The 22,487-nt window shown below is 72.3% G+C and carries 21 protein-coding genes; 13 read left to right on the forward strand and 8 right to left on the reverse strand.

What is annotated here, in order from left to right; all coding sequences use genetic code 11:
- Positions 1 to 42: 42 nt before the first annotated feature.
- Positions 43 to 1,278 (reverse strand): cytochrome P450 family protein, encoded by a 1,236-nt coding sequence (locus CP970_RS10465; RefSeq protein WP_055548414.1) that lies wholly within the window; start codon positions 1,276 to 1,278, stop codon positions 43 to 45.
- Between the two features lie 75 nt (positions 1,279 to 1,353).
- Complete coding sequence (locus tag CP970_RS10470) at positions 1,354 to 2,055, reverse strand: ScbR family autoregulator-binding transcription factor (RefSeq protein WP_055548416.1); 702 nt, start codon at positions 2,053 to 2,055, stop codon at positions 1,354 to 1,356.
- A 357-nt stretch (positions 2,056 to 2,412) separates the two neighbouring features.
- Here CP970_RS10470 and CP970_RS10475 point away from each other — a divergent pair, with 357 nt between their 5' ends.
- The gene (locus CP970_RS10475; RefSeq protein ID WP_276204653.1) at positions 2,413 to 4,347 is read left to right on the forward strand and encodes an acyl-CoA dehydrogenase family protein; all 1,935 of its coding nucleotides are present in this window, start codon (positions 2,413 to 2,415) and stop codon (positions 4,345 to 4,347) included.
- Between the two features lie 13 nt (positions 4,348 to 4,360).
- Here CP970_RS10475 and CP970_RS10480 read toward each other — a convergent pair whose 3' ends face one another.
- Complete coding sequence (locus tag CP970_RS10480) at positions 4,361 to 4,936, reverse strand: hypothetical protein (protein WP_055548418.1); 576 nt, start codon at positions 4,934 to 4,936, stop codon at positions 4,361 to 4,363.
- A 60-nt stretch (positions 4,937 to 4,996) separates the two neighbouring features.
- Between CP970_RS10480 and CP970_RS10485 the strand changes: the two genes are divergently transcribed.
- Entirely contained in the window at positions 4,997 to 5,380 is a 384-nt protein-coding gene (locus tag CP970_RS10485; protein WP_055548420.1) for a hypothetical protein, read from the forward strand.
- 42 nt (positions 5,381 to 5,422) lie between these two features.
- Here the strand turns inward: CP970_RS10485 and CP970_RS10490 are convergent, their stop codons facing one another.
- Both CP970_RS10490 and CP970_RS10495 read right to left on the reverse strand, forming a co-directional pair.
- Positions 5,423 to 6,190: a maleylpyruvate isomerase family mycothiol-dependent enzyme gene (locus CP970_RS10490; RefSeq protein WP_055548422.1), complete on the reverse strand. Its 768-nt coding sequence runs from the start codon at positions 6,188 to 6,190 to the stop codon at positions 5,423 to 5,425.
- Entirely contained in the window at positions 6,187 to 6,747 is a 561-nt protein-coding gene (locus tag CP970_RS10495; RefSeq protein WP_079043570.1) for a MarR family winged helix-turn-helix transcriptional regulator, read from the reverse strand. Before CP970_RS10495 ends, CP970_RS10490 begins: the two co-directional genes overlap by 4 nt.
- A gap of 115 nt (positions 6,748 to 6,862) precedes the next feature.
- Here CP970_RS10495 and CP970_RS10500 point away from each other — a divergent pair, with 115 nt between their 5' ends.
- Both CP970_RS10500 and CP970_RS10505 read left to right on the forward strand, forming a co-directional pair.
- Positions 6,863 to 7,276, forward strand: coding sequence for an Ohr family peroxiredoxin (locus CP970_RS10500; protein WP_055548426.1), 414 nt, complete (start codon positions 6,863 to 6,865; stop codon positions 7,274 to 7,276).
- Positions 7,277 to 7,299: 23 nt separating this feature from the next.
- Positions 7,300 to 7,725 carry a TOBE domain-containing protein gene (locus CP970_RS10505; RefSeq protein WP_055548428.1) on the forward strand — a complete coding sequence of 142 codons (426 nt, stop codon included), beginning with the start codon at positions 7,300 to 7,302 and terminating at the stop codon, positions 7,723 to 7,725.
- Here the strand turns inward: CP970_RS10505 and CP970_RS10510 are convergent, their stop codons facing one another.
- Positions 7,726 to 9,384 (reverse strand): helix-turn-helix domain-containing protein, encoded by a 1,659-nt coding sequence (locus CP970_RS10510; protein WP_150493219.1) that lies wholly within the window; start codon positions 9,382 to 9,384, stop codon positions 7,726 to 7,728.
- Between the two features lie 263 nt (positions 9,385 to 9,647).
- Between CP970_RS10510 and CP970_RS10515 the strand changes: the two genes are divergently transcribed.
- The 4 genes from CP970_RS10515 (at position 9,648) to CP970_RS10530 (ending at position 15,132) form a co-directional block, all read left to right on the forward strand.
- Complete coding sequence (locus CP970_RS10515) at positions 9,648 to 10,508, forward strand: FAD binding domain-containing protein (protein WP_055556979.1); 861 nt, start codon at positions 9,648 to 9,650, stop codon at positions 10,506 to 10,508.
- Positions 10,505 to 13,273 carry a molybdopterin-dependent oxidoreductase gene (locus tag CP970_RS10520; protein WP_055556977.1) on the forward strand — a complete coding sequence of 923 codons (2,769 nt, stop codon included), beginning with the start codon at positions 10,505 to 10,507 and terminating at the stop codon, positions 13,271 to 13,273. The genes CP970_RS10515 and CP970_RS10520 overlap by 4 nt, the downstream gene beginning before the upstream one ends.
- 90 nt (positions 13,274 to 13,363) lie before the next feature.
- Positions 13,364 to 13,795: a molybdopterin-dependent oxidoreductase gene (locus CP970_RS10525; protein ID WP_055556976.1), complete on the forward strand. Its 432-nt coding sequence runs from the start codon at positions 13,364 to 13,366 to the stop codon at positions 13,793 to 13,795.
- Positions 13,796 to 13,959: 164 nt separating this feature from the next.
- A complete protein-coding gene (locus CP970_RS10530; RefSeq protein ID WP_150493221.1) occupies positions 13,960 to 15,132 on the forward strand; it encodes an FAD-dependent oxidoreductase in 1,173 nt (390 codons plus the stop codon).
- Here CP970_RS10530 and CP970_RS10535 read toward each other — a convergent pair.
- Complete coding sequence (locus CP970_RS10535) at positions 15,107 to 16,519, reverse strand: MFS transporter (RefSeq protein ID WP_150493223.1); 1,413 nt, start codon at positions 16,517 to 16,519, stop codon at positions 15,107 to 15,109. The two genes, CP970_RS10530 and CP970_RS10535, sit on opposite strands and share 26 nt — an antisense overlap.
- A gap of 38 nt (positions 16,520 to 16,557) precedes the next feature.
- On the opposite strand from CP970_RS10535, the gene CP970_RS10540 reads away from it, so the two are divergent.
- A complete protein-coding gene (locus tag CP970_RS10540; RefSeq protein WP_150493225.1) occupies positions 16,558 to 17,166 on the forward strand; it encodes a CGNR zinc finger domain-containing protein in 609 nt (202 codons plus the stop codon).
- A 28-nt stretch (positions 17,167 to 17,194) separates the two neighbouring features.
- Here the strand turns inward: CP970_RS10540 and CP970_RS10545 are convergent, their stop codons facing one another.
- Positions 17,195 to 18,025, reverse strand: coding sequence for a helix-turn-helix transcriptional regulator (locus CP970_RS10545; RefSeq protein WP_224058352.1), 831 nt, complete (start codon positions 18,023 to 18,025; stop codon positions 17,195 to 17,197).
- A gap of 123 nt (positions 18,026 to 18,148) precedes the next feature.
- On the opposite strand from CP970_RS10545, the gene CP970_RS10550 reads away from it, so the two are divergent.
- From CP970_RS10550 to CP970_RS10565, 4 genes are all read left to right on the forward strand, one after another.
- Positions 18,149 to 19,219 carry an aldo/keto reductase gene (locus CP970_RS10550; RefSeq protein ID WP_055556919.1) on the forward strand — a complete coding sequence of 357 codons (1,071 nt, stop codon included), beginning with the start codon at positions 18,149 to 18,151 and terminating at the stop codon, positions 19,217 to 19,219.
- Between the two features lie 84 nt (positions 19,220 to 19,303).
- Entirely contained in the window at positions 19,304 to 19,714 is a 411-nt protein-coding gene (locus tag CP970_RS10555; RefSeq protein WP_055556917.1) for a hypothetical protein, read from the forward strand.
- Entirely contained in the window at positions 19,711 to 21,585 is a 1,875-nt protein-coding gene (locus CP970_RS10560) for a GMC family oxidoreductase (RefSeq protein ID WP_150493227.1), read from the forward strand. Before CP970_RS10555 ends, CP970_RS10560 begins: the two co-directional genes overlap by 4 nt.
- Positions 21,582 to 22,472 carry a hypothetical protein gene (locus CP970_RS10565; RefSeq protein WP_224058354.1) on the forward strand — a complete coding sequence of 297 codons (891 nt, stop codon included), beginning with the start codon at positions 21,582 to 21,584 and terminating at the stop codon, positions 22,470 to 22,472. The genes CP970_RS10560 and CP970_RS10565 overlap by 4 nt, the downstream gene beginning before the upstream one ends.
- Positions 22,473 to 22,487 lie beyond the last annotated feature (15 nt).

Here is a 22,487-nt window from a genome sequence, read left to right on the forward strand (position 1 = left end):
GTATCCCCCGGGTCGGTCCCTGTCAGTCCGTATCAGCCCGCGTCAGTCCGTGGCGGGCCGCAGCAGCACGGGCAGTTCGCGGTAGCCGTTGACGATGAAGGACGGCAGGGGGGCGAGCTCGTCGGCCGGTACGGCGAGGTCGACGCCAGGGAAGCGCTCGAAGAACGCGGCGAGCGCGACCGACGCCTCGATGCGGGCCAGCGGCGCGCCCATGCAGAAGTGCGCGCCGTACCCGAAGCCGATGGTGTCGCGGCGGTCCGCCGTCAGGACGTCGAACACGGCGGCGTCCTCGCCGTGTTCGTCGGGGTCGAGGATCGCGCCGGTGAAGGAGACGATGATCGGGTCCCCCCTCTCGATCAGGATGCCGTCGATCTCGATGTCCTCGACGGCGAAGCGCATCGGCGAGTAGCCGCCGGGGCCGCGCGTCCCCATGGTCTCGGCGACCACGTCGTTCCAGTCGGCGCGGCCCTCGCGCACGTGCGCCAGTTGGCGGCGGTCGGTGAGCAGGGCGCCGACGGCGTTGGTGATCAGGGTGTTCGTCGTCTCCACGCCCGCCGCGATCAGGAGGTTGAGGGAGCCGAGGAGTTCCTGCTCGGTGAGGCCGTCGCCGTGGTCGCGCGCCGATATCAGCGCGGACGTCAGATCGTCGCCGGGCGCGGCCCGCTTGGCGGCCACGAGTTCGGCGAGCAGACCGTGGATGGCGACCTGCGCCGCGTGCATCTCCGCGGCCGACACCGAGGTGCTGAACAGCGTGTCCATCAGGGTGCACAGCGGACCCTTGGTCTCCTCGGGCACCCCGAACAGCTCGCAGATCACCCGCATCGGCAGCTGCTTGGCGAACGTCGAGCGCACCTCGACGGGCTGCCCCGCGGGCAGGGCCGCGAGGTCGTCGAGGAGTTCGGCGACGATCTCCTCGACACGGGGCCTGAGGGCCTCGCCGCGCCGCGCGGTGAACGCCCCCGCGACGAGTCTTCGCAGCCGCGCGTGGTCGTCACCGTACGAGAACAGCATGTTCTCGTTGGCCACCCACGGGTAGAGGGGCCACTCCTGAGTGATCGTCCCGTCGATGAACGCGGGCCAGTGCAGCCGGGCGTCCTTGGACACCCGCGGGTCCGTGAGCAGCCGCTTCACGTACTGGTGGCGGACGACCGCCCAGGCGATCACGCCGCCGGGCAGCTCCACCTTGACCGCCGGTTCCTCGGTCCGCAGCCGCGCGGCCTCACCGGCGAGATCGCTCCCCGAGACGTCCAGCGCGTACGGGCATACGGCCTCGACCATCGTGCACTCCGATCAGTTGGCCATGAGGTGCCCGTCGGCACGTCACGGAAAGGGCAGGGGGCGATCGCGCACGGCTCAACCCGGCTCGGGGACGTCGTCCTCCCGCTCGCGCCGTTCGCGGGCGAGCTCCATGGCCGCCTCGTACACCCGCGCCCCGCGCTCCGGTGCGAAGTCCAGCCTGGCGAGGATCGCCGGGGTCGCGACGGCCGACAGCAGATACAGATAGAGGTCGGCGACCCTCTCGGTCAGGTCCTCGCGGTCGTTCATGATGTTCGAGAGCAGCTGCACCCCGGTGAACGCGCCCACCGACAGCTCCGCGATGCGCACCACGTCGACGTGCGGCGGGAGCTCCCCGGCCTGCTTCGCCTGCTCGAAGATCTCCAGGGTGTGCTCGGTCCACTGCTTCATCGGCACCCGACGGTCCAGGCCGTCCTTCGCGGAACCCTGTTCCACGGTGAGCCGGACGCTGCCCTGCACGATCGGGTCGCCGGTGTCCTTCTTGAGCAGGTGCGCGAGCAGCAGCGCCTGGTCCACGGCGTCCTGGAGCTTCAGCTCCTGCGGCGGGGCGACCGGCAGCGCGTCGACCTGCTGGGCGAGCACGCCCTGGGCGAGCTCCTCCTTGGACGCGAAGTGGAAGTAGAGGGCGCCCTTGGTCACTCCTGACTTCCGCAGGATCTGCGAGATGGTCGCGGCCTCGTACCCCACCTCGTCGAAGACCTGGGCCGCCGCGACCAGAATCGCCTGTCGCGTCCTGATCGCCCGTTCCTGCCGTGCCATCGGGCACCTCCGCGCCACGTCGTGCGGGCCGACCGGCCCGCGAACCTCTCACCGAGCCCTTCCCCGTGCCCCGGTGACGCTTGGCGGCTCCCCGAGAGAATAAAACCTACTGCCTGGTTTCTTCAATGCTCGGAGAGGTACCGTGCGGGCCTCGCGGCCGTTTCGGGCCGCGAACCACTGCGGACCGACAGGACACAGGAACAGCCAGTCACCACGGGCCACTTCAGTCACGCGATGAGTGACCTCCGCGACCGCTGAAGGGCCTTTACAAAGAAACCGGCTGGTCCCTTAACTTTAGTCAGGCACCGCACAGAGCACCTCTTCATCCACCACGTTCGACACCATGTGGAGAGAAACGTGACCTTGTTGACGCGCCCTCAGGATTCCGTCACCCGGGCCCCTGCCACCGCCGCGGACGACCTGACCCGCCTGCTCTTCGAGGGCGCCCACCGGTCCACCGTCCACGAACCCTGGCAACGACTCATATCGAGACAGGAGTTCCGCCACCGCGCCGACCTCACGCCCGCCGAGCGGACCGCCCTGTCCTACGGCAGGCTGCGGCTCCTCGACGACGCGGTCGACTCCGCGGCGGAGCTGGCCCGCGATCCCCGGCGCCTCGCGGCCATGCACGAGTGGACCGGTGTCGTGGACGGCGGGCTCGGCACCCTCGCGGGCATCCACTACAACCTGTTCCTCGGCAGCCTCATCGACCACGACCCCGGCCCGGGTGCGGGCGCGGGCGCGGGCGCGGGCCGAGACCTCTCCGACTTCACCTCGATGCGTCGCACAGGAACGTTCCTCTGCACCGAGCTGGCCCACGGCAACGACGTGGCCGCCCTGCGGACCACCGCCGAACTCGACCCCGCGACCGGCGGTTTCATCCTGCACACCCCCACCCCGGGGGCCCGGAAGTTCATGCCCAACACCAGCGCCACCGGCGGCCCCAAGAGCGCCGTGGTGGCGGCGCGGCTCCTGGTGGACGGCGAGGACCAGGGCGTCTTCCTCTTCCTGACCCCGCTGAGCGACGAGACGGGGCCGCTGCCCGGCGTCCGGGTCCGCAGGCTGCCCGAACGCACGGGCAGTCCCGTCGACCACTGCCTGACCTCCTTCGACCGGGTCAGGCTGCCGCGCGAGGCCCTGCTCGAAGGGGCGCACGGCCGACTCGGCGCCGACGGCACGGTCACCGGCGCCCTCGGCAACCCCCGCAAGCGGTTCCTGCACTCCATCAGCCGCGTCACGGTCGGCAAACTCTGCATGAGCGGCGCCGCCGTCGGCGTCACCCGCGCCGCGCTCGCCATCGCCGTACGGTACGCGGAACAGCGCCACATCAGCGGCCCGAAGGCGGGCGAGCGGGTCCCCCTCAACGCCCACCGCAGCCACCACGGCAGGCTCGCCGAGGCACTCGCCACGTCGTACGCGATGACCTTCCTGCACCGGGAGGTGACCGCCGCGTGGGCCGGGCACACCGAGGAGGACCGGGCGTCGGCCGAGCGCCTGGTGGCCGTCGCCAAGGGCTGGATCACCTGGCAGGCGCGGGACATCACGATCGAGTGCCGGGAGCGGTGCGGCGCCCAGGGACTCTTCCCCGTCAACGGCCTCGCCGACTTCCCGCTCAACCTGGAGGGCGCGATCACCGCCGAGGGCGACAACCTCGTCATCTGGGTGAAGGCGGCGGCCGAAATGGTCTTCCACCACCAGTCCGAGCCGGTCGCGCCATCCGAAGTCCCGCTCCTGGAACAGGAGTTGACGGACCTCACCTTCCTGCGCGGACTGCTCGCGCGGACCGAGGCGCTGTGGCAGGACAGGACCCGCACCGCGCTGCGCCGGGCCCCCGCGGGCGACCCGGTGGGCCGCTGGAACGCCGCGTCCTCGTCCGCCCTGCAGATGGTCGCGGCGCACGCGGGGCTGCGGGCGACCGACGCGTTCCTCCGGGCGATCGCGGACGCCGAATCACCCGAGGCGCGCACGCTGCTCACGTCCCTGTGCCGCTTGTTCCTCCTCAAGCGGCTCGGCGAACACACCGGCGACCTGCTCGCCGACGGCCATCTCGCCGCGCACCACGTCCGCGCGCTGCCCCTCGCGGTCGACGAGACGACCGCCGCGCTGGCCCCCCACCTGCCGACCCTCGTCGAGGCGTTCGACCTGCCCGCGGAGTACCTCGCGGCCATCCCGATCGCCAACGGCGAGTACGTCGAACACACCGTCCCCGACGCCCCGTGGCCCTCCCCCGCTCCCCTGCGCCCGAGCCATTCGGTACCGCGGCCGCGGAGGCCGCACACGGTGAACTTCTGAGGCGGCCCGGGCGTCAGCTCCAGGTGCCGTAGACGCCGGTCATGGCGAGGATCGTAAGGACGGGCATCGGGACGAAGAGGAGGTCGGCCCAGGTCCAATCGGGAGCGCGGAGAACGGCGGGGACCTCACCGGGACGCCCCGGCCTGGCCGGTTTCGCCCGGCGCATCTGCCCGGCCGCGGCGGCAGCCTGCCCACGGTCGAGCAGCGACCGCGAGAAGCCGAACACCGGGATCTCGTCCCCCCGCACGGTGGTGACGGTCATGCCGTCCTCGGCGTCGATGCGGCGAATGGCGGCGCCGGGAATCCAGTGTCGACCCCAGAAGCCGATGACCTGCAATCCGTCCGCGTACACGTCGACCCGGGGCCGGACGACCGCGCGCCACATGAACCGCATGAGCGCGAGCAGGAAGGTCCCCAGGAGAGCCATCTCCCCGGGATCGTTCCTCTCCCACCCCACGACCACGGCCCAGGAACCGAACGCCCCGACGGCGAGGAGGACAAGCACCTCCGGCGACGTCACGGGGAACGGCCACGTCGACCTGCTGGCCCGCAAGCGGTCCAGCGGCGAGCTCTTCCCGTACCAGGGCACCGGGCCCCTCCGCAGGATGACTCTGCGTAACAAGGGTCCGGCGCCTTCGTTGGGCACGCCATGACCAACCTTCGCAAGATCGTCGCCGGTATCGGCGCGACCACCGCCGCCCTCGGTCTCGTCTTCGCCGCGGGGCCGCCCGCCGCGGCCGACGGCAAGTGGTGCAACAACTCCGTCTGCATCGAGACGTACGACTCGGGCACCTACCTCGGCCGGGTCGAGGTGTCCGTCATCAACACCAACCAGCCCCACCGGATCTCCGCGCGCGTGTGGACCACCGACGGGTGGAGCGCCAACACCAAGGTCGAGGACGTCGACGCCTTCCGGACCTACCGCGACCAGGCGTACCCCCAGCGCCACTTCCCCGCGGGCACCCGGCTCTGCGCCGAGGGCTTCCGCGGCGGCGACAGCGTCGGGCTGCCCTGTGTGACGATCACCGACTGAGGTCCGGGCGGGTCCTCAAGACAGCGCTCGACAACTCCCCTTTCAGAAACGGGAGTTGTCGAACCAACGCGCGAGCAGCGCCTCGTCCCCCGCCACCTCGAACGCGGCCGCGGCACGGTCGGTCCTGCCGTACAGGAGCAGCAGCAGCTCCGCGGCGGGGCCGCCGACCGTGGCCGTCGGCGTGACATCGGCGCGCACGTCGTCCCGTACGGCCCGGAAGCCGTCTGGGGCGAGGCGGACCAGCCAGTCGCCCGGCGCGTCCGTGCGGTGGAAGCGGATCGTCTCGCCGGTGCCCCGCAGCCGGGCCACTCCGGGCGCGAAGGGCGTGGCGAAGGGCAGGTTGACCAGGAACTCGTCCACGCCGTCGGCCGCGAGAGCGGGATCGATCGTGGACGGCAGCCCGAGCGCGGCCTCCGCGTCGACGCGGTGCACCAGCGTCTCGAACAGCATGCGCCGCACCCAGAACCTGGCGTGCCCGTCCGCACCCCACGTCCACATCGGGGCGTCCGGGTCCATCGCCCCGAAGACGTCCGCCGCCTCGGCAGCGCCCTCCAGGAGCCAGTCGGGCCAGCCGTCGTCGCTCGCCGGAAGGCGCAGGTCCACATCGCGGGAGCGCGGCGGTTCCTGGACGGACTGGCGCAGCAGCACGGCGAACCAGCGCTGCACGCTTCCGGCGTGCCTGACCAGGTCGAGCAGCGTCCAGCCGGGGCAGCCGGGTACGGGTGTCGCCAAGTCCGCGCCCTTGATGGCCTCGGCGAACTTGGCACTCTCCTCCGCGATCGCGGTCCGGTGCGCGTCGGGGGACATCATTCGGCCACCCCGCAGGCGCTCGCCGAGGCGTCGAGGTCCGACTGCGCCCCGTCCAGCGCCTCCGTCAGGGCGATGAGCCGGGCGCGCAGGTCCCTGACCTCGTCGAGGTCCAGGCCCGTGGCGCCCGCGATCGCGCGGTACACGCCGACGGCCCGATCGCGCAGCGCGGCACCCTCGCCGGTCGGGCGGACGGTGACGGAACGCTCGTCGTCGGCGCTGCGCCGACGCTCCACGTACCCCGTCGCCTCCAGCCGCTTGAGCAGCGGCGACAGCGTGCCGGAGTCAAGGCGCAGGCGTTCCCCGATCCGCTTGACGGGCAGCTCGCCGTCTTCCCAGAGCACGAGCATCACCAGGTACTGGGGGTAGGTCAGGCCGAGGTCCTTCAGCGCCGTCCGGTAGACGCCGTTGAACGCGCGCGTCGCGGCGTGCAGGGAGAAGCAGATCTGGTGGTCGAGACGGAGGAAGTCCTCGTCTCGTACGTCTCGTACGTCTTGCACGTCTCGTGCATCCCGTACGTCTCGTACGTCTCGCGCTTCGTGCACGTCGCCGTTTGCCATGTCAGCAGAGTACCGCGCGTCATTCAGTTGTGCACAACTGAATTGCGTGCTCTACTTCTCCGCAGGGCGACACAGCCCGTGTGACCGGATGAGACGAAGAGAAAAGGTGGACCCCATGGACGCGCTCTACACCGCAGTCGCGACCGCCAACGGCCGCGAGGGCCGCGCGGTCAGCTCCGACGGCCAGCTCGACCTGCCCCTCGGCTTCCCCGTCTCGATGGGCGGCAACGGCGAGGGCACCAACCCCGAGCAGCTCTTCGCCGCCGGTTTCGCCGCCTGCTTCGCCAGTTCGATGGGCCTCATCGCGCGCCAGGAGAAGATCGACGTCAGCGATGTCTCGGTGACCGCCGAGGTCAGCATCGGCAAGGACACCGACGGCGGCTTCGGCCTCGCCGTGGTGGTGCGGGCCGAGCTCCCCGCGCACCTGGAGGGCGATGCGGGCCGCGAACTCCTCGAGAAGACCCACACGTTCTGCCCCTACTCCAAGGCCACGCGCGGCAACATCCCGGTCGAGCTCGTCATCGAGTAGCCGGGACGCCGTAGGGTCGCCGCATGCCGTCGTACAGCATTGGCCGGGCAGCGCGACTGCTCGGCGTGAGTCCCGAGACCGTGCGCCGCTGGGCCGACGGCGGTCAGTTGCGGATGGAGCGGTCCTCGGACGGGACAGGGGCCGGGGCCGGTAACCGGGTGGTCGACGGGGTGAGCCTGGCCGCGTTCGCCAAGGAGCGGGCCGAGGGGCTGCATCCGGTGCCCGGCGACGTGCGGACCTCGGTGCGCAACGCGCTCGCCGGGATCGTCACCGCGGTCACCGTCGACGACGTCCTCGCGCAGGTGGAGGTCCAGTCGGGCCCGCATCGCGTGGTGTCGGTGGTCAGTCGGGAAGCGGTGGAGGAGCTGGGCATCGAGGTCGGCGTCACCGTGACGGCGCGGGTGAAGTCGACCAACGTGCACATCGACCGGCCGGAGACCGCGGGTTGATCAGCGGCACCGCAGGGCGGCATACAGATCGAGCTTGTGGTCGAGGCGGGACAGGTCGCGCCCGGTGAGGGTCTCGATGCGCTGGATCCGGTAGTGCACGGTGTTCACGTGCAGGTGCAGCGCTTCCGCGGTGCGGGCCCAGGAGCCGTTGTGCGCGAGATAGGTCTCCAGGGTGTGCAGCAGCGTGCGCTGGGACTGGTCGGTGTCGTCCGTCAGCGTGCCGAGGGTCCGCGCGAGGAACGCCGAGCGCACGTCGTCAGGGACCCCGGCGAGCAGCGCGGGAAGCGTGGTCATGTCCCGCGTGTGCGTGAGCTCGCCGCGCCGGGGTGCCGCCGAGCGGGCGGCGGCCAGGGCGTAGCGGGCCTGGGTCAGACTGCGCCGCAGCCGCTCGGGCGTCCGCGCCGTGTCACCGATCCCGCCGTGCACGGGCGCGTGCGGCGTACAGGCGGTCAACAGGGGCCAGATGCCTTCCAGTTGGACACCGTCCTGTTGACCGTCGTCCAGCTGGACGCCCTCCCGTTGACGGCCGCCCAGCTGACCGCCCTCCCGTTGACTGCCGTCCGCCGGATCGTCACCGAGTCCCGCCACATGCACCACCGCCGCGACCGTTCCGTCCGGCAGCGCGCCGACGGCGAAGGCCGGGCCTCCCGGCAGATGCCGCAGCGCCTCGGTCAGCGCGCCGAGCGCCGCCGTGGGCTGCACGGTCTGCCTGCCCGCGCCGCCCGCGGCGGCGCCACCCACGTCGGCGGCGACCACTTGGTACGGCCCCTCCTCGGGCAGCGCGCAGGCGCGCAGCGCGGCCCGCAGCGCCGGTCCCTCCGGCTCCCGCGCGGCCGCGTCCATGAGTACGAGGAGGGCGGCCGCCCGCTCCCTCGCCCCTGACTCCTCGCGGCTGCGCCGTTCCTGGTGCCGGGCGACGACGTCGGCTATCTCGTGCAGGAGGCGCGGCGGCGCCTCGTCGGGGTCGTGCAGATACAGGTGCCAGCTGTCGTACGCGGTCGCGTCGTACTCGGTCGCGTCGGTCTCGATGCGCAGGCTGATCCCCGAGGGGCGGGTCAGGCGGCGGACGGCCTCGGCGGGGGCGAGCGGCGGGGCGGTCGGGGTGCGCGCGACGGTGCGGCCCGTCGCGGTCAGCAGGTGGCAGGCCGGTGTGCCGAGATGGGCGAGCGCCCGGTCGAGCAGCGTCGCGGCGTCCGCGCCCGATTCGAGGAGACGGCTCAGCTCGATGCGTACGTTCTCGGGGAGCGCGTGGTGGCCCGAGGGGCGTCGGCTCAGATCGCCCCACTGCCGCAGGTAGACGGCGTCGATGATGGCGCGGAAGTTGGTGTGCGGGGGCACCGCGACCAGCGCGATGCCGTGCGTACGGCAGGCGTCGACCAGGGCATCCGGCACCGTGCCGTGGGTCTCCTCACCGGCGAGCAGCGCGGCGGCCCCCGCGGCGGCGAGTGCGGCGACGAACCGGTCCGTCTTCTCCCGCCCCTGCTCCGGGCCCCACCAGACGAGTCCGCTGAGCACGACCTCACCGGCCCGCAGGAAGCGCGTCGGGTCCTCCAGATCGGTGGCGGTGACGCCGCTGATCTCCCGGGTGAGCAAGGCGCCGTCGCCCCAGAGCAGGTCGAGGTCGAGGGCGGTGTCGTGCAGGAGGTCTTCGACGTGCATGGGTGGCTGCTCCTTGGTGCGGTCGCCGCGCTGCGGGCACGGCAGCTCACATTCACCAGGGGAAAGTGAGTCCCAGCATCGTAAGTGCTAGGTCAGATGGCCGGTATCCCTCTTGGATGATTCACCAGTCCGGGACCCGGCGGCACCGGTTTTTCCGTGCTCGGCACCAGTCGTGCCCGCCGCCCCCGCGTTGCTTCACTGGCGGCCTCACCCCGTGACGTCAGCCCGAAATCGGCTGCCCGGCGACTGGAGGCGGTCAAGCCATGGATCTCACCACGGTCATGGAGGTGCGGGACGCGCGGCGCCGCACGTCCTGGCGGCCCGGCGACGGCTGGCTCGGCGGCGGCACGTACCTCTTCTCCGAGCCGCAGCCGCACCTGCGACGCCTGATCGATCTCAGCCGGATGGGCTGGACCCCGCTGCGCCACCTCCCCGACGGCTCCCTGGAGATCGCGGCCACCTGCACCATCGCCCAACTGTCGCGCCACGCGCGGGACATGGACGTCACCGCGGCCCCGCTGTTCGAGCAGTGCTGCCGGGCCTTCCTCGCCTCGTTCAAGATCTGGAACATGGCCACGGTCGGCGGCAACCTCTGCAACGCGCTGCCCGCCGGGCCGATGATCTCGCTCACCGCGGCCCTGGACGGCAGTTGCCTGTTGCTCGCCCAGGACGGCTCGACGCGCCGGGTCCCGGTGACCGGCTTCGTGACGGGCGCGGGCCGAAAGGTGCTGCGCGAGGGCGAGTTGCTGCGCTCGGTCACGGTACCCGCGCGCTCCCTGGCCTGCCGCACGGCCTTCCGTCAGGTGTCCCTGTACGGCCTCGGCCGCTCGGGAGCCCTGGTCATCGGCGCCGTCGACCCGGACGACGGCTCCTTCGCGCTGACGGTGACGGCGGCGACCGTACGCCCGTTCCGCCTCTGGTTCCCGCTGCCGCCCACGGCCGCAGAGCTGCGGGCGGCCATCGCGCGCTCGGTGGCGGATGCCGACTGGTTCGACGACATCCACGGACTGCCCGCCTGGCGTCGGCACATGGCGTACCGGCTCGCCGAGGAGATCCGCCGCGAACTCGAAGAAGCGCAGGAACCCGCGCAGGCCGAGGCACCCGGACAGGGGGACACCCGATGACGTACGAGATCGAGATCAACCGGCAGCGCTGCACCACCGAGCCGCGCCCCGGCCAGTGCCTGCGCACCTATCTGCGCGAGCACGGCTGGTTCGGCGTGAAGAAGGGCTGCGACGCGGGCGACTGCGGCGCGTGCACGGTGCACGTCGACGGGGATCCCGTGCACAGCTGCCTCTATCCGGCGGTACGGGCCGAGGGCCGCAGCGTCACCACCGTCGAGGGGCTCGCGTCGCCCGAGGGTGAACTCCACCCCGTCCAGAGGAAGTTCCTCGACGCGCAGGGCTTCCAGTGCGGCTTCTGTACGGCCGGGTTCCTGATGACCACGGCCGCCCTCGACGAGGACCAACTGGCCGATCTGCCCAGGTCGTTCAAGGGAAACCTCTGCCGCTGCACGGGCTACCGCGCCATCGAGGACGCCGTACGCGGGGTGCGCCACACCGAACTCCCCTGCGCGGGCAAGGCCGTCGGCGCCAGTCTCGGCGCCCCCGCGGGACCCCAGGTGGTGACCGGCACGGCGCGCTACACCTTCGACGTCGAGGTGCCCGGGCTGCTGCACATGAAGCTGCTCCGCTCCCCGCACCCGCACGCCCGGATCACCTCGATCGACACCCGGGAGGCCCGCCAAGTCCCGGGCGTACAGGCGGTGTTCACCCACGAGGACGCCCCGGACGTGCTCTACTCCTCGGCCCGGCACGAGCACCCCACCGAGGACCCCGACGACACCCGGCTCCTGGACAGCGTCGTCCGGTACGTCGGCCAGCGCGTCGCCGCCGTGGTCGCCGACAGCGAGCAGGCCGCGGAGGAGGGCTGCCGCCGCGTCGAGGTGACGTACGAGGTGCTGCCGCACGTCACGGATCCCGAGGAGGCCATGCGGGACGGCGCGCCCGCGCTGCACGGCGACAAGGGCCCCGAGGCGCGGATCGCGCGGGCCGCGAACAACGTGGCGGGCGAGGTGCACGGCGAGATCGGCGACGTGGCCGCGGGCTTCGCCGAGGCCGCCGTGATCCACGAGGAGACGTACCGCACCCAGCGCGTCCAGCACGCCAGCCTGGAGACGCACGGCTGCGTCGCCTACTTCGAACCCAAGGAGGACGGCACCGGCGAGCGGCTCACCGTCCGCTCCTCCACCCAGACGCCGTTCCTGACCCGGCGCGCCCTGTGCGCGCTGCACGGCCTGCCCGAGGACGAGGTCCGGGTGGTCGCGGGCCGGGTCGGCGGCGGCTTCGGCGGCAAGCAGGAGATGCTCACCGAGGACATCGTCACGCTCGCCGCGCTGCGGCTGCGCCGCCCGGTGAAACTGGAGTACACCCGGGCCGAACAGTTCTACGGAGCCACCACCCGGCACCCGTTCACCATCACCATCAAGGTCGGGGCGCGCGCCGACGGCACCCTGACCGCCGTACAGATGAGGGTGGTCTCCAACACGGGCGCGTACGGCAATCACGGTCCCGCGGTGATGTTCCACAGCGTCGGCGAGTCCTTCGCGGTCTACCGGGCCGCGCACAAGAAGGTCGACGCGTTCTCGGTCTACACCAACTGCGTTCCCGCGGGCGCCTTCCGCGGCTACGGCCTCGGCCAGGTCACCTTCGCCGTCGAGTCGGCCATGGACGAGGTCGCCCGGCTCCTCGGCATGGACCCGCTGGTCTTCCGGGAGCGCAACATCATCGGCGCGGGCGAGGCCATGCTCAGCCCGATCGGCGAGGAGGAGGACCTGCACATCGCCTCCTACGGACTCGACCAGTGCCTGTCCGTGGTGCGCCGGGCGATCGAGGAGGACACCAGCGAGGTGCCGGAGGGCTGGCTGTCCGGACAGGGCACGGCCCTCGCGATGATCGCGACGGGCCCGCCGGGCGGCCACTACGCCGACGCGACGGTCAGCCTGCTCTCCGACGGCACCTACGACATCGCGGTCGGCACCGCCGAGTTCGGCAACGGCACGACCACCGTGCACAAGCAGATCACCGCGGGCGCCCTGAACACGACACCGGACCGGATCGTCATCCGCCAGTCCGACACCGACGTCGTACGGCACGACACGGGCGCCTTCGGCTCGGCGGGCACGGTGGTGGCGGGCAAGGCGGTCCTCCTCGCGGCCGGTTCGCTCGCCGAACGGCTGCGGACGCTCGCCGCCCGGTACACCGGCGTCCCCCGGCACCAATGTGCCCTGGGTGCCGAGGCGTTGGACTGCGCGGGCCGGATCGTGACGCTCAAGGAGCTGTACGAGGCGGCGCACGCGCGCGGCGCCGACAGCGAGCTCTCGGCGGAAGGACACTGGGGCGGCAGCCCGCGCTCGGTGGCGTTCAACGCCCAGTGGTTCAAGCTCGCCGTCGACCCGGACACGGGCGAGACCCGCATCCTGCGCAGCGTCCACGCGGCCGACGCGGGCAAGGTCATGAACCCCATGCAGTGCAGGGGCCAGGTGGAGGGCGGTGTCGCCCAGGCGCTCGGCGCCACGCTCTTCGAGAACGTGCGGATCGACGAACGCGGCGAGGTCACGACGGCCGCCTTCCGCCGCTACCGCCTTCCGCAGTACGCCGATGTCCCGCGCACCGAGGTGCACTTCATGGAGACGGCGGACGCGATCGGACCGCTGGGCGCCAAGTCGATGAGCGAGAGCCCCTTCAACCCGGTGGCCCCCGCCTTCGCCAACGCCCTGCGCGACGCGACGGGGCTGCGCTTCACGGAACTGCCGGTGACCCGGGACCGGATATGGCTGGCACTGCACGAAGCGGCATCTGCCAGCCTCGATCCCGTACACAGCTCATAGACACCATGTTCTATGGCCACTTCAGCGGGCATCCTCAAAGGAGTCGCGGAGTCACGGAGCCGCGGGGACCGTTCTCGACGGGGTGGGGATATGAGCGAACTCATGGTGGTGGGCGCGGTCGCCCGGCCGGTCCCGCTCAGCGTCGCCGACCTGCGCAAGCGGTGGCCCGCCCAGCGGGCCGACGTGACGTTCCACTGCGCCACCAGCGGCCCTCGGCACCACCTCTTCCAGGGCCCGTTGCTGCGCGACGTGGTCCTCGCCGCCGAGCCGGGCTTCCACCCGGCGCGGCGCAAGGACCGCTCCCGCTTCCTCCTGGAGATCACCGGCGAGGACGGCCACGGCACGGTGCTGTCCTGGGCCGAGATCGACGAGGACTTCGGCAACGCGCCCGTCCTCCTCGCCACCGAACTCGACGGCGCCGAACTCGACGACCTGGGCAGTCAGTTGGTGGTGCCCACCGACCGCTGCGGGGCGCGCTACATCAGTGGGATCACGCGGATACGGCTCGGGACGACGGGCTGAACGGGCCGACGGACCGACGGGGGTCCTTGTCGGTGCGCAGGTCGCGACCTGTCGGTGGGCTGTAGGTGGCCTGTAGGCGGGGGCTGGCACCTTTCAGGGACGGCTGCCGCCGGAGCCCATCGGGCGGCGGCCCTTGCCACCCGATCCCTCAAGGAGCCACCACCATGAACAGCCCCGTCACGATCATCGGCGCCGGACTCGGCGGGCTGACCCTCGCCCGCGTCCTGCACGTCCACGGCATGGAGGCCACGGTCTACGAGGCGGAGTCGTCCCCGTCGGCACGCGCCCAGGGCGGACTGCTCGACATCCACGACTACAACGGCCAACTCGCCCTGCAGGACGCAGACTTGATGGACGAGTTCCAGGCCATCATCCTGGCGGGCCGCCAGGCCCTGCGCGTCCTCGATCCGGACGGGACCGTCACGCTGGACAAGGCCGACGACGGCACCGGCGGCCGTCCCGAGGTGCCGCGCGGCGAACTGCGGCAGATCCTGCTCGACTCGCTCCCGGCCGACACCGTGCGCTGGGGCCACAAGGTCAGCGGCGCCCGCGCCCTCGGCGAGGGCCGCCACGAGGTGACCTTCGCCGACGGCCGCACCGTCACCACCGGCCTGCTGGTCGGCGCGGACGGCGCCTGGTCCCGGGTCCGGCCGCTGCTCACCGATGCCGTACCCGAGTACATCGGCAAGTCGGTGGTGGAGACGTACCTCTTCGAGGCCGACACCCGTCACCCGGCCGCCGCGAAGGCGGTCGGCGGCGGCATGATGATCGCGCCGTCCCCCGGCAAGGAGATCTTCGCCCACCGGGAGAAGGGCGACACGCTCCACGCGTACGTGGGGCTGCCCATGCCGCAGGACTGGTTCGACGCCATCGACTTCACCGACGCCGCCGCGGCCGCGACCGCCGCACGGATCGCTCGGGAGTTCGACGGCTGGGCACCCGAGCTCACCACGCTGATCAGCGAGAGCGACACCACGCCGATCCTGCGCTCCCTCCACGCCCTGCCGACGGGGCTCCGCTGGGACCGCACACCGGGAGTCACCCTCCTCGGCGACGCCGCCCACCTCTCGGCCCCGAACGGCGAAGGCGCCAACCTCGCGATGCTCGACGGCGCCGAACTCGCCAAGGCGATCGTCGCCCACCCCGACGACATCGAGTCCGCGCTCGCCGCGTACGAGCGGGACATGTTCCCGCGCAGCACGGAGGTCGTCACCTTCGAGGGCGAGGAGGCGCACGGAACCGGCCCTGCTTCCGATGCCGATGCCGCTTCCGATGCCGCCAACGACCCGGCGCAGGCGCTGCTCGACGTGTTCACCGCCCCCGACCGGACTCCGTGAGCCGAGCCGACGAAAGAAGACGCGGCGGGCGGAGGCAGGCCAGGGCGGCGAGTACCGCCACGCCGGCCGCGAGCGCCAGGGCTCCGGGGAGCGACCGGGCCACGACCGGCCCGGCGACCGCGGCCCCCAGGGCGAACCCGGTGATCTTCAAGCTGGCGCCGGTGGTGAAGATCTGGCCGCGCAGGTGTTCCGGGGCCTCCCGGTGGCGGATCGCGAACAGGGCGGTGAGCTGGGGCCCTTCACCGATCCCCAGGACGCATGCGGCCGCGACGAGTACGAAGGGGTGCCCCCGGCCGACCAGGGTCGTGGCCAGTGCCAGGGCCAGTGCGACCGCTTGGACCAGGGCGCTGGCCCAGATGATCGTGTCGGGGGCGACGGCGCGCGGGTAGCGGGCGAGTACGGCGTTGGCCGCGAGGGCGGAGACGGCGACGCAGGCGAGAAGCAGCGCACCACGACCGGCCCCGCCGAGCGACCGCTCCCCCAACAGGGGAACGCACGCCACGAACACGCCCTGGGCGACGCAGGAGACGACCGACGAGAGCGTAGCCCTGACCAGGGCGGGCCGCCCGCCGATGACCCGCATCCCGGCAACGAGCTCACCGACCACCGAGCCGACGCGAACGCTCCGCGTAGGACGGGAGTGCGGGAGCCGGGGACGGGGAAGCGAGAACCGGGGGCGCGCGGGATGGGAACGCGGGAGCCCGGCGTGCGAGAGCGCGGCACGCGGGGGACGGAAACGCGAGAGCCCGGCACGCCCGAGCCGGGCGCGCGGGTTCCCGGCGAGCGCGTGCCGGGAACCCGCGACACGGGACCCCGGTGGCCGCGCGGCAGGTAGCAGCCACGCGACCGGCGCCGCCAAGGCGATGAGCGCCACCGACACGACCACCGCCGCAGGCGCCCCCAGCACCTCCGCCACCCCGCCCGCGAGCGCCGGACCGGCCAGGCTCGCCACGCCGAACGTCATCGCGTCCAGCGCGTTGGCCCGCTCCAGGCGACCCTCGCCCGGCACGACCACGCGAGGCAACTGGGCCGTCCACCCACCCGAGAGCGCAGGGCCCAACAACCCCACCGGCACGGCGATCAGCAGGATGCCCGCGAACGGCAGCCGCCCGAGCCCCGCGAGAATCGCCCCGAGCCCGGCCGCGTACAGAGCGAGGGCCCCGGCAAGGAGCCGTCCCGGCCGCCGGGACCGGTCGAGGAGCACCCCGAGCACGGGCCCGCCCACCGCGGCGGCCACCGTGACGCCCGCGAGCAGCGACGACGCGTCGACCGCCGACCCGGTCAGGGCGAACCCGGCCAGCATCAGCGCGGGCCCCGACATCTCGTCCCCGGCACGAGCGGCGACGGCCCCGGCGAGATACCGCCCGAACGAGTAACGCTTCTCCATCCACGAGACGTTACGTATGTAACTCAAAACCTCACAAGATGCGTTACATTCCCCCCGTGCCCTTGCCCTCCCGCCCCACCGACGACTGGTCGACCCGGCACTCCGTGCTGACCACGGCCAGGCGAACCGCGGCCCTGATCAACGCCCTGGCCGACGACGGCGCCCGCCCTTCCGACATCGCCGACGTACTCCGCGCCTACGGCGAGACGGACCCCGTCGACCTCACGCCCCACGATGTCGCCACGATGCGCACGGCCGCCGCCCAGCTGCGCCAGGTCTTCACCGCGGAACACACCGACGACGCGGCGGCCACCCTCAACGGCCTCCTGCGGGACCACACCGGCCCCCTCCGCCTCACCTCGCACGGCGGCACCGCCCCCTGGCACCCCCACCTCGACCGCGCCGACGACGCCCCCTGGGCCGAGTGGCTCCTCGCCTCGTCGTGCATGGCCCTGACGGTCCTGACCTGGGACCACCAGCGCCCACCCGGCCGCACCTGCGCGTCCCCCGCCTGCCGGAACGTCTTCATCACCCAGGGCAGCGGCCAGGAACGCCGCTACTGCTCCCGGCGCTGCGCCACCCGTGAACGCGTCGCGGCCCACCGCCGCGCCCGCGCCGCCGAACGACCCGGCTCGGCGCACGAATGAACGGCCCGTCGAACGGCAAGATCGCGTCTCACGCCGCGCCCAACCGATCCAACGCCGCCTGGCTCCCACCGTCCGCCGCGCGGAAGATCACCAACCGCTGGTCCGCGTCCTGAAGCGGCATCAGCACCTCGAAATCCACCGCGATCACGCCCACGTCGGGATGGCGCATCTCCTTGCGCCCCCGGCCGTTGACCTTGACGTCCCCCTCGTTCCACAGGCGCGCGAACTCCGCGTCGCGCAGGGTGAATTCGGCGATGAGCTCGCTCAGCGCCCGGTCCTCCGGATGCGCCGCCCACGCGGCGCGCAGATGGGCCACCCCTTCTCGTACGACGCTTTCGCGGTCGAGGTAGAAGTCGCGCATCCCCGGGTGCATCAGGCAGAGCCACATCGCGTTGCGCCGCGCGGGCGGCAAGGTGTCCAAGTCCCGGAGCAGCCTGCCCATTTCGGGGTTCCAGGTCAGGATGTCGTACCGGTGGTTCATCAGCATGGCGGGCAGCGGCGACAGGTCGGCGACGAGGCGGGCGAGCTGCGGGGCCGCGGCGGTGGCGGGCTCCTCGGTGGTGCGGGGGCGCTGCCGGGTCAGGCCGAAGAGGTAGGCGCGCTCGTCCGGACCCAGGCGCAGCGCCCGGGACAGCGCCTCCACCACGTCCGCCGACGGCCGCAGCCCTCGGCCCTGTTCCAGGCGTACGACGTAGTCGATGCTGACCCCGGCCAGTTCGGCGACCTCCTCGCGGCGCAAGCCGGGCGTACGCCGGGACCGCCGCCGCGAGGGCAGGTCGAAGTCGTCCGGGTCCAGGCGTTCGCGGCGGGTCCGCAGGAACGCGGCCAGTTCCTGTGTCGCGTCCACGGTGCGGGTCATCACGTGCGATCCAACAGCCAAGGTAGGACTCGCATTCCCAGGAAAACCTCTCCCTTACCCCCGACCCGCGGCGGCCACAGTCTTGGTCTCGGCAGCAGAGCACGAGCACAGGAGGACATCACCATGCCGCTCACCCTCGACACCTACCGGCTCCTCGGCCGGTCAGGGCTGCGGGTCTCACCCCTGGCCCTCGGCGCGGCGACCTTCGGCACCGAGTGGGGCTGGGGCGCCGAACGGGACGACGCGCGCAAGCTGTTCGACCACTACGTCGAGCGCGGCGGGAACTTCATCGACACCGCGAGCGCGTACACCGAGGGCAGTTCCGAGCGCCTGCTCGGGGAATTCACCCGCGACAACCGCGAGAGCCTGGTACTCGCCACGAAGTTCTCGACGCTGCGCAGGCCCGGCGATCCCAACTCCGGCGGCAATCACCGCAAGACGCTCTTCGGTTCGGTGGAGACCAGTCTGCGACGGCTGAACACCGACTACATCGATCTGCTCTACCTGCACCTGTGGGACTTCACGACACCGGTCGAGGAGATCCTGCGCGGCCTCGACGATCTGGTCCGCCAGGGCAAGGTCCTGTACGTGGCGATCTCCAACACCCCGGCCTGGCAGGTGGCGCGCATGCAGGCGATCGCCGACCTGCGCGGCTGGTCGCCGCTGGTCGCGCTGCAGATCGAGTACAACCTGATCGAACGCACCGGGGAGCGCGACCTGATCCCCATGGCACGCGAGATGGGCCTCGGAGTGGTCCCGTGGTCACCGCTGGCGGGCGGCATTCTGACGGGCAAGTACAGCCGCGCCGACCTGACCGCGACGCCGGACACCGCACCCGACGACGGCACCCGCAGGAACCTCACCCTCGCGGGCGGCGCGCTCACCGAACGCAGCCTCGCCGTCGTGGACGTCGTGAAGGAGGTCGCCGCCGAGCTCGACCGCACCCCCGCTCAGGTCGGCCTCGCCTGGACCCTGCGGAACCCGGCCGTGACGGCCCCGGTCGTCGGCGCCCGCACGCCCGCCCAACTGGAGGACAACCTGGGCGCCTTGGAGATCGACCTCACCCCCGCCCACCTGGCCCGCCTGGACGAGGCCAGCGCCTTCGAACTGGGCCACCCGCACGACGCACTCGCCCGCGAGACGACCGTCGCGATGACGCGCGGCACGATGAAGATCGAGGCGCGGCACCCATAGCCGACGGCCGACGCCGACGTCGCGATCAAGCCCATCCCGGGGCGGGGCGCATGGACCGAAGAACCACTGGGCACCGATGCCCGCGTGTCCCTCACAGACGACTTACCCCGCTTCACCGCCCTGTCGGCACGGCTGACCGGCTTCGACGAAGTGGCCCTGGAATCCACCGGGTTGACCGGAACGTACCGAGCGGTGGCGGAGGAGCAGCTCGGTACGGAGCGGTACACACGTCTAGTGCGCGAGCTGGGGGATCCCGGCGACGCCATGGACGGCGAGCTGCGAGATGCGGCCCGGGCGGTGACGCACCTCTGGTACACGGGCAGTTGGCCGGGCCCGCCGCCGTTCGTGGTCTCGCCGCGCGCCTACGCCGAGGGCCTGGTGTGGAAGGCGGCAGGGCTCAAGGCTCCCGCCACCGAGCCGGGTGGGTACGGGAGTTGGGCCGATGGAGGCGATCTGTCCCGGCCGGGTGACGAGGTCGAGGGGAACGGCCGGTGACGCGGTACGACGTGATCGTGGTCGGCGCCGGTGTCGCGGGTTCGCTCGTCGCGCACCGGCTCGGCGGGCACGGGCGACGGGTCCTGGTCCTGGAGGCGGGAGCGGCGGCCCCCGCCTCCCACGAACCGTCCGCCGACCCGCTGACCACCTACCTCACGGCATCCGCCAAGGTGCCGGGCTCCCCCTACCGGGCCCACCCGGCAGCCCCCTGGCCCGAGGTGACGGACCTCTCCGGCACGGAAGCGTCCCCCGGCTTCCGTGCGGTCGGCCACCTGCGCCAGGACGGCCCGCTCGCGTACGCCAGCGGGTACGTCCGCGTCAACGGCGGTACCGGCAACGTCTGGACGGGCCTCGCGCCGCGCATGCTCCCGGAGGACTTCGACACCGAGTCCTTCGGGTACGGACGACGCTGGCCCCTCACCTACGCCGACCTGGAGCCCCACTACCGGGCGGCCGAGGCGGAGCTGGGGGTGGCCGCCGACGCCGACGAACAGCGCGAGCACGCCGGTCTGCCCCTGCCCGACGGCTATGTGTTCCCCATGCGCCCGCTGCCCGCCTCTCGGGTGGACCGCCTCCTCGCGGCCCGCCTCGACGGACGGCGCGTAAAGGATCCCGCCTCCTCGTGCGAGGTCGAACTGCGCGTGGTCGGCACCCCGCACGCGCGCAACGGCGTTCCCGACCCCCGCTACGACGGCGGCCGCGGCTACGTGCCGCGCGGGCGCGACGGGCGGCCGGAGCCGGGCAACCGGTGCGTGGGCAACGCGAGTTGCGTCCCGCACTGCCCGTCGTACGCGAAGTACACACCGCTCAAGACCCAGGGGCGCTGGAGCCCGACCGTCACGCTCCGGGACCGGTCCGTGGTGAGCCGTGTGCTCGTCGACGGGCGGGGGCGCGCCACGGGCGTGGAGTACCGCTCGTACGACGGGCAGGTCTCCGTCGCGCACGCCGATGTCGTCGTGCTCGCCGCACACGCCGTGGAGAACGCCCGGCTGCTGCTCCTCTCCCGCCTCGCCGACCGTAGCGGCCAGGTGGGCCGCAACCTGATGGACCATCCCGTCCTGCTGACCTGGGGTCTGCTGCCCGAGGACGCCGGACCGTACCGGGGCCCCGGCTCGGTCTCCGGCTTCGAGGGCTTCCGCACCGGACGGGCCCGGCGGCTGCGGGCGCCCTTCCGCATCGAGCTCGGGGCGTGGGGCTGGGCCTGGGCCAAGGGATCGGTCGACTCGGACGTGGCTCACTTCCTGACCGAACAGGGCCTTTTCGGGGCGGAGTTGCGGCGGGCGGTCGGTGACCGGGTACGCCGCCAGTTCACGCTCCAGTTCGAGATGGAACAGGGCGCCGACCCCGCGAACCGCGTCACCCTCCACCCCCGCGAGCGCGATCCGCTGGGCCTGCCGCGCCCCCTGGTCACGTACGACCTCGACGAGCACGTCAAGGAGGGGATGGCGGCGGCCCGGGCCGTCTCCGACCAGATCTTCGCACTGCTGGACGCCGAGGACCACACGGACTACTCCCCCGCGGCGGCCTGGCCCGGCCGCTTCTCGTACGGCGGCCGTACGTATGGCTACCGCGGCGCCGGTCATGCCGCGGGCACCCACATCATGGGCGATTCCGCGGCCACGTCGGTGGTCGACGCCTGGCAGCGCTGCTGGGACCATCCCGGTCTTTACGCGGTCGGCTGCGGCAGCATGCCCTCGGTGGCCACCTCCAACCCGACGCTGACGATGGCCGCGCTCGCACTGCGCAGTGCGGAGCGCGTCGAGGCGGACCTGGCGGCCCGCGACCGCCCCGGCCACCTCACCCCGCCCCCGGCGCCGTCCGCACCCCAGGCGCCCACCCCGCCTTCACCGACCCGAGGAGCCTCGACGTGACCCCTCCCCTGCCGCTGCCCCTGTCCCTGCCCCCCGTGCCCGAACCCTTCCAACTCCCCTTCCACTACGGGGCGTTGCACCAGGTCGGCATCGACTGGCTGGTCGATCCCGGGCCCGCCCGCGAACTGCTCGCCAAGCACCATCCGGATCTGAGCGCGGCCGCCTTCGAGGACGGGCGGGCGCTGGTCTCGCTCAACTACCAGCTGTACTTCGCGCAGTACCCGTTCGGCGGCGGCATCACCCAGGAGATCGAGTTCAGCGTCATCGCGTTCCCGACGGACGAGGGCGACCGGCTGCCGCGCCTGACCTACGCCCAGTACGCGCAGGGCTGGGACCAGACGAAGCTGCTCGGCATCGCCCGCGTCCACGTCGTGTGCGACAACCCGTTCGCCATCAGGGCCGGGCAGGAGCTCTACGCCGAACCGAAGCACCCCGGCTGGTTCGAGGTCGGCCTGCCGTCCCTCAACGGCCCCGCGGGCGAGACCTGGACCGTACGGTGCAGGGCGGCGACGATCGGCCCGGACGACACCCTGGAGAAGAGCCCGGACCCGCTGCTCGACATCACGGCCGAGCTCGACGGCCTCACCGCCGTCGCCGCCAACTCCGCCCCGATCACCGGCTACGGGACCGACGCCGAGGGGCGCCTGCTCGCCGGTCCCATGAACGTCTACCAGCCCTACCGCTGGTACGACCTGGCCGCCCCCGAGCACTCCGGCCGCACGCGCCTCGCGGTCCACGCCCCGGGCGACGGCCTCGGCCACGACATCCGTGCTCTCCTCGCCGACGGAACACCGGCCGTCGGCGCCTGGACGTACCAGTCTCCCCCGGTGGCCGCCCACAACCGCCCGTACTACCTGCGGACGTCCACGGGAACGTCCGTAACCTGAATGGAGTTACCTGCT

The sequence above is a fragment of the Streptomyces kanamyceticus genome (genome assembly GCF_008704495.1).
Taxonomy (GTDB): Bacteria; Actinomycetota; Actinomycetes; order Streptomycetales; family Streptomycetaceae; genus Streptomyces; species Streptomyces kanamyceticus.